At 45.1% G+C, this 6,000-nt stretch carries 5 protein-coding genes; 2 read left to right on the top strand and 3 right to left on the bottom strand.

Annotated features, from left to right (window positions below; all coding sequences use genetic code 11):
- Positions 1-294 precede the first annotated feature (294 nt).
- A complete protein-coding gene (gene map / locus PMG71_RS03385) occupies positions 295-1,122 on the bottom strand; it encodes a type I methionyl aminopeptidase (RefSeq protein ID WP_283752234.1) in 828 nt (275 codons plus the stop codon).
- A gap of 417 nt (positions 1,123-1,539) precedes the next feature.
- Between map and PMG71_RS03380 the strand changes: the two genes are divergently transcribed.
- Positions 1,540-2,280: a rhomboid family intramembrane serine protease gene (locus tag PMG71_RS03380; RefSeq protein WP_283752233.1), complete on the top strand. Its 741-nt coding sequence runs from the start codon at positions 1,540-1,542 to the stop codon at positions 2,278-2,280.
- Positions 2,281-2,464: 184 nt separating this feature from the next.
- Here PMG71_RS03380 and PMG71_RS03375 read toward each other — a convergent pair whose 3' ends face one another.
- Both PMG71_RS03375 and PMG71_RS03370 read right to left on the bottom strand, forming a co-directional pair.
- The gene (locus PMG71_RS03375; RefSeq protein ID WP_283752232.1) at positions 2,465-3,172 is read right to left on the bottom strand and encodes a Rho termination factor N-terminal domain-containing protein; all 708 of its coding nucleotides are present in this window, start codon (positions 3,170-3,172) and stop codon (positions 2,465-2,467) included.
- Entirely contained in the window at positions 3,172-4,530 is a 1,359-nt protein-coding gene (locus PMG71_RS03370) for an AAA family ATPase (RefSeq protein ID WP_283752231.1), read from the bottom strand. Before PMG71_RS03370 ends, PMG71_RS03375 begins: the two co-directional genes overlap by 1 nt.
- Positions 4,531-4,846: 316 nt before the next feature.
- On the opposite strand from PMG71_RS03370, the gene PMG71_RS03365 reads away from it, so the two are divergent.
- Entirely contained in the window at positions 4,847-5,878 is a 1,032-nt protein-coding gene (locus PMG71_RS03365) for a M23 family metallopeptidase (protein ID WP_283752230.1), read from the top strand.
- Positions 5,879-6,000 lie beyond the last annotated feature (122 nt).

The following is a 6,000-nucleotide window of genomic DNA, read 5'->3' as shown; positions in this document are numbered from 1 at the left end:
GTTCGCTTATTCATGTCCGCGAAGCGGAAATACCCTAATTAAAAATCCAGGGAGCAAGATTCTCCCACTCCAGTCATATCAAAGAATTCGAGGAGTGCGGGCATCTTGCCCGCTTCTTAACAAATTTTCATGTCCGCTTGCGGAAACCGGACTTGATATAATCTCCAATCCAATCGATTATTTTGTCCGGAGCCGTCTTTTATCTGGGGGAAGAACATTCAATAGATGCACCCTGATTCCTATCTCACCCCCAGTTCTTAAAAGCTGGGGTTTTTTTTCTGGCCCTACCTGTTGCTATACAAGGGTGCGATCGGTGAGAATTTCGTAACCCTTCTCGGTCACTAAAACCGTATGCTCAAATTGGGCAGAGAGCGCATTATCCACGGTCACCACTGTCCACTGATCCGGTAAAACACGGGTAACTTTTGAACCCGCATTAATAATCGGCTCGATCGCCAAAGTCATTCCTGGATGCAAAGTTACATTCGGTAGGTCATGGGTGCGAAAGTTAAACACGGCTGGTTCTTCATGCAAGTTGCGTCCCACTCCATGACCAGTATAGTTTTCTACGATAGTATAGCCATAGGGTTGCACATAATCTTCAATGCCACCCGCAATATCAAGCAGAGTATTACCCGGTTTTACCTGTTTTATGCCTTCATATAGGGCTTGTTCTGCCACATCGATCAGTTTTTGGGTTGATGCAGGAATTTTTCCTAATGGAATCGTAATACAAGAGTCTCCGTGATACCCCTGATAATAAGCACCCGTATCGACCTTCAAAATATCTCCCGCTTTTAGCACTTGTTTCCGGGAAGGAATACCATGAACGACCTGATGATTAACGGAGGCACAAATAGAAGCTGGAAAGCCATGATAGCCTTTAAAACTGGGTGTGGCATCCATCTGGCGAATTCGTTTTTCTGCATAGGCATCTAGATCGGCAGTGGTCATTCCTGGCTCGGCTATTTCCGCAATTTCTTTGAGAACAGTAGCTACAATTTGACCACTGATTCGCATGATCTCAATTTCGGCTGCTGATTTAATTTCGATCCCTCGATTCCTTTGGCCAAATAAGGGTTTAAGTGCAGGTTTGGAGAGGAGTTTAGTCAAAATATTCATGTTGAATTTTTGGGAATGGGTATAGCTAGTCTAAATGAATTGTGCAATTGGAAATGCCCTCTCCCTATATCCCTGTCCCACGGGATTCTTGACTTTCCCCCTTCTCCCACAGGAGAAGGGGGTAGGGGGATGAGGGGCAATCGTTACATACAGCACTTGGCGCTCTCATGAGGTACAGTGCGATCCCCCCTAGCCCCCCTTAGAAAGGGGGGAACGAGGAAAGTACCCCTTTTTAAGGGGGATTTAGGGGGATCGAGATGTATCGCATAGCAGAGGAAAATGCTGTAACTCATTTAGGACTGCTATAGAAGCAATAGTTAATTTTACCGGATGTCTCCATCTAAGGGGGAAGTTAGGCAACGAATCAGGAATGATTTTGTTAAGATCGGGGTTATTCTGCTCCGATTCCCTACTCTTATGATTCCCATCCGCGATACCCAACCTAATACCCAGTCTCCGGTTATCTGTTATGGTTTAATCGGTTTGATGTTTATGGTATTTTTAGCCCAAATCCGCTTAGATTTAGCAGGAGACTTAAGGGATTGGGTGGGTTATTGGGGCATGATTCCCCATGAAATTACAGGATTGTGGCAAGAGGGAATCGCTAAGGGTAATCCGGCGGTGTGGGTGGCCTTTTTATGGCGCTGTTTTGCGATTTTACCTGCTTTATTTTTGCATAAAAGTTACGCCCAAATTCTGGGTAATTTACTGTTCTTGTTTGTGTTTGGTCAACGGCTCGAAAGGGAAATGGGGCGATGGGGTTTTCTGGGGTTTTATTTGCTCAGTGGTGTAATGATGGGTTTAGTGCGAGTTTTCCTCGATCCGGATGTGGCTTTACCGATTATTGGTGCAAATGGGGCGATCGCGGCTCTTCTTGGCGCGTATGTCATCCGGTTTCCGAAAGCTAAAATTGAAACTGTGCTACCCCTGCTGATTGTGTTTATCCCGATGCAACTGCCAGTGACTTTTTATCTGTTTTGGTGGTTCTTGCAGCAGTTTTCCTACGGTATTGGCTCATTCGATCTCCAGGTGAATCCCCTCACCCCTGGATATGTGCTACAACAACTGCTGGCGATCGCCTGGGGAATGGCGATCGCCTATTTCTGGCTCAATCCTCAAGTTTCCCAGAAAAGAGCGCTGCATCAAGGGAAGGAATAATATCAAATCTATTTATTTACGCTACAGATCTCTGTAGGGGCGGGTTATACCCAAATCTTGTAGACTGGCGACTATTTTCGTAAACCCGCCCTTCCCCACCATGTCTCTACAGTACACACAAAGTAGCAACCATTTAAGGATTTGATATAACCTCCATCCCAAATAGCCAGGATGGGGTTTCAGCTTACGTCTTTAACAACTCCAGTAACTCCCCTTTCTTCAATTTAGAATAGCCCGATAAACCCCGTTCTTTGGCAATTTTCTTCAATTGAGCAACCGTTAAACTCTTGAGCGCCTTTGGCTCAACCGTCTCTTTTTTCTCGATCTTAGGTGTCTCAACGGGAACAGTCGGTTGAGCAGAAAGATAAAAGACTTCCTTAAATGCATTCAGCTTTGCCCCTTTGGTGATGCCACACTTGAGTTGAGTTACGTCCATTAAACTCGGTTTCCAGGTTGGGCGCGGTGCTTCAAAAATGCGGTTAGTTGCCACAGCCACTTTTACCCCTTTTAAGGGATTAACGGCACGATGAATTAAGTAATCTAACCCCCGGTGAATGTCGTCAACCGTTGCGGTGGCTAAGTCAATTTTCGGTAAGCGCTCTTGCGAAAGTAACTCGCAGGCGGCTTGAGTCACTTCTGAATCGTCAGCAATGATACACCAGACTTTTTCTAAACCGGCTTCTTCGGCAACGGCATAGGCGAACATATTACTGATGACTTGGTAACGATCTTGACCCATTTGTTTGACGACGATCGGGAGCCAGTTGCGATCGCCCGCTCGACTCACTGCCTTAGCCGTTTCCTTAATCAAAAACTCATGCACCTTTACCGGTTCTCCCGGTTCAATTTCCTCTAAATAGAGATAGATGAGAGCGCCAATTTCCTGTTTCATTAGATAAAATACTCCTGAACTAATTCCTTATAGGAAGCCAACACCTCCTTATTAATATACGCCGCCGGTTTACGCTTAAATACTGCATTGGAAATATGGGCATGATTTTTCAGCGCAAACACATCCATATTTTTAGTTGATGATGTGTATTTTGGAAAAAAATAGGGCTGTAAATCTGAACCAAAGTCCTTTTTGTGGGATTTAATCAGTCTGACAATAGCATTCTGAGCCTGTCTTTGTTGGGCATCTGTCATCGTTTCTCCATTATAAAAGATGGGTAAAGCCGTAGGGTTATCCGCATCCGGAGATAAAATATCTCGCCTGCGGTTGCCCACTTCGGGTAAAAACTGCGAGATGGCTAAAGCGGCATTTTCCAAAGAAGCTAAATTATTATGTTTTGTCGGAATTAATACCACATCAGCCGCCATCACTGCTTCTTGGCTAAACAGTTGCCAATTGGGAGGAGAATCAATAAAAATATAATCATATTCATTCCGCAAAACTTGCAGAACCTGTCTTAATCTCCCCCTAGTCACTTTTGCCGTTAACTCTTGTTCTTTCAAGCGTAGAAAGGCTTCGTCAGCAGGAATGATATCAAAGCCTAATTCTTTACCAGACTTAAGTTTCTGACGATATTGGGCGATCGCTTCTTGGATATGATGGTTTTTATAATCCTCTAAACACTGATATAATCGACTCGATGCAGGCTGCATTTCTAAGCTATGAGTTAAATCTCGTTGATTCGGATCAAAGTCGATCGCCAATACCTTTCTCTGAGATAAACTCAAGGCAGCAGCAACATTAAGGGTAGTTGTGGTTTTCCCCACTCCACCTTTATTATTATAACAAACCACAAATAGCGCCCTAGCCGTCTGTTTCAGGTGTTGTTTAATATCCGCTACTTTTTGATCGATATTGTCGGCATTTAAAGGTGTAAGTTGGGTAACTGGAAAAACCACTTTTCCATGCTTGCGAAAGAGTTGAATCGCGTCTCCATTGGTAATGATTCCCCAGCGCACTGATTTACAGTTAATAGCATCCGGAGAAAGATAACGCTTCAATTGATTCACTGTTGCCTGATATCGGGTAGACTGGTTAAAGTTAACCTCTCTGCCTTTAATTTCAATCAGTAAAAAAGGGTCTTGAGGCTTGTCTAAAAAACTCTGATTGTTTTTATTCTTACGAGCAGCAAAATCAACCTTATCATTGCCCCTACCCGTAGGATATTCCGGAAAATAGTCAGAGTTACCAAACCCTAGGGCATCTAATAAAACGGGCATGAAGTTATGGTTTACAATGGATTCTTGAGCGTTTTGGGGAAGGGATAACCAAGCCTTCTGAAGCGCGGATTGGGTCATAACGTCAGGATGTGGGTATAATAGATTCACATTTAGCATCGTAACTCACTTAGATATTAAAGTCCAATTTTTAATCAAATTGTTTTATTTATTTACATAAATATACAGAGATTGGAGTCCGCTCTACTTCAGCATTGATTATAAAATCATAGTAAAATGGGAAGGTTGTCTGAAAAGCGATCGCCAAATTGTGCAAGCGCTGCAAACTGTATCAACATAAAGAGCAAGCGAGCGAGACGCTCGCACTCCTCAGAATCTAAGATCCATTGTTTCCGCGATCGCCGACATGAAAATTGTTAATTGTTAATTGATATCTATGAAACTCCCCAAACTGAACCGTATACCCACCATAGTGCTGATCCTTCTAGGCGTAATCCTTTTTACCAGTTGTAGCCTGTTGAACGGCAATAGTAACGCCCAAAGCCAAACCTGGCCGAAATTCGCCCAACCCATTCAGTGTTCTTTAGGAGAGGATTGTTATATTCTTCGCTATGTAGACCGCGATCCGGGGCCGGGGGCTGTGGATGTGGGATGCGGCCGGATGACCCAGGATGGCCACTCTGGAACCGATTTTGGGATTCCGGATGAATGGGCGATGCAGCAAGGTGTACCCGTGCTTGCCTCTGCTCCGGGTCGGGTGTTGCGGGTACGGGATGGGGTGGAAGATCGGCGGATTACTTCGGAGGCAGAGTTAGAAGCCATTGAAGGTATGAATTGTGGCAATGGTATGGTCATCGATCACGGTCAGGGTTGGGAAACCCAATATTGTCATTTACGCCAGGGGAGTGTGGCAGTCCAACCGGGAACTGAAGTAAAAACAGGCACAGTATTAGGTATGGTGGGGTCTTCGGGTGAGTCTTCCTTTCCCCATGTCCATTTAACCCTGCGCTATCAGGGGAATGTAGTCGATCCCTTTGTGGGGCCGGAAGCGGGGCCGGGCTGTAATGTTTCGGGGACTTCCCTGTGGAGTCAGGACATTAAATATACTCCAACGGGCTTGATTCGGGCAGGGTTTGCTAGTCAAGTGCCCAATCTGGAGCAGGTATGGTCAGGTAAGTTTCGCGACAAGCAGTTATCTTTGCAGGGAGATGCCTTAGTATTTTGGGTGCATGGGTTTGGGGTGTTGCAGGGAGATGAGGAATACCTACGGGTGGTCGATCCCCAGGGTCAGACGATCGCCGAAAACAAGACTGTTCGCGATCGCCCCAATCGCATCATTTTAGCCTATGGGGGAAAAAGAAACACCCGCGATCTGCCCCTAATTCCCGGTACTTGGCGCGGCGAATATCAACTTAAACGGGGCAATAATACCTTGATTAACGTGACTCAAACGGTTGAAGTTCAGTAAAGCTTGCCCTCTCCCACTCCAGTCAGATCAAGGGATTAGAGGAGTGCGGGCATCTTGCCCGCTTCTTCATATCAAGTTCGCTTATTCATGTCCGCGAAGCGGAAATACCCTAATTAAAAATT

It is taken from the genome of Roseofilum acuticapitatum BLCC-M154 (assembly GCF_030068475.1).
Taxonomy (GTDB): Bacteria; Cyanobacteriota; Cyanobacteriia; order Cyanobacteriales; family Desertifilaceae; genus Roseofilum; species Roseofilum acuticapitatum.
This window is presented reverse-complemented; position numbering and strand designations above follow the sequence as displayed.